The following is an 864-nucleotide window of genomic DNA, read 5'->3' on the forward strand; positions in this document are numbered from 1 at the left end:
CGGCAGCACAGCCGTAAACTTCGGCACGTTCTTCACCGTCACCGCAAGTTAATAGCAGAGCAACGGCAGCAGCAAGCTCTGATTTGCCATTTTTCTTCGGAATCTCAATGTAAGCCGTGTTGAATTGCCGATAGCCGTTCGGTTTCAAGATTCCGAACAGGTCTCGGATAATCTGTTCCTGCCAGTCCAGCAGTTCAAATTTCTTTCCTGCCCAGGTGCCTTTGGTATGGCTGAGGCATTCGATAAAGGAAACAGCATAATCTGCCGCCTTTTTGTTATACTTGGAATCCTCCGCCATAAAACGGGTCGGTTTAAATCTTGCTATTGTTCTCACCTCCAAACAAAAAAGACCTGCCAAAAGCAAGTCTGCATCATTTATTTTAATGCCCTCATGGGGCAGTTTTGTAATCGAGATTCCATTCCCATTGTAACCATGTTACCATACAAAAGCAAGGATAGCAAGCGGCTAAACAGACAGAAAAAACGTAGAAATTTCGCCGTTTTCTTGTGTAAGATACACCAATAGAAATTTTTCCGGTACGACCGCCAGAGCCTTTCGGCTCCGGCTCGTGGGATTCGGTTTTGGAAGAATCAGTTGTACTGTTTCAGCAGGATCGCCAGTGCAGTTTCAGTTTCTTCATCCTCCGGCGGAATATCCATGCCCCGGTCGAAATTGAACACCGTTTTGCCATTCCGCCGCAGGGAGATTTTCGAGGCTCTGCCTTCCTCATATCCAAAAGTGGAAGGCTCCTCGTAATGTTTCACCCAGTAGTGAAAAGTACTTGTTCCTACTTGAATCGTTCCTTCTGTCCACATTGTTTTTTCCTCCGGTTTTCGTTGTTTTTGCCTTTCGGCATGATGTAT

General features: G+C 45.9%; 2 protein-coding genes. Both read right to left on the reverse strand.

Translation table 11 applies throughout. The features are described 5' to 3' along the window. A partial coding sequence (locus tag RUMCAL_RS11390) for a terminase large subunit domain-containing protein (RefSeq protein WP_021683041.1) occupies nt 1-298 on the reverse strand: 298 nt, incomplete at its 3' end. A 293-nt stretch (nt 299-591) separates the two neighbouring features. After that, nucleotides 592-816, reverse strand: coding sequence for a DUF7678 domain-containing protein (locus RUMCAL_RS11395; RefSeq protein ID WP_040646671.1), 225 nt, complete (start codon nt 814-816; stop codon nt 592-594). Nucleotides 817-864: the final 48 nt, after the last annotated feature.

The sequence above is a fragment of the Ruminococcus callidus ATCC 27760 genome (assembly GCF_000468015.1).
Lineage (GTDB): Bacteria > Bacillota > Clostridia > Oscillospirales > Ruminococcaceae > Ruminococcus_C > Ruminococcus_C callidus.

Coding starts and splice junctions, on each gene's coding strand:
- RUMCAL_RS11395 (WP_040646671.1), bottom strand. CDS start 816: ATGTGGACAGAAGGAACGATTCAAGTAGGAACAAGTACTTTTCACTAC.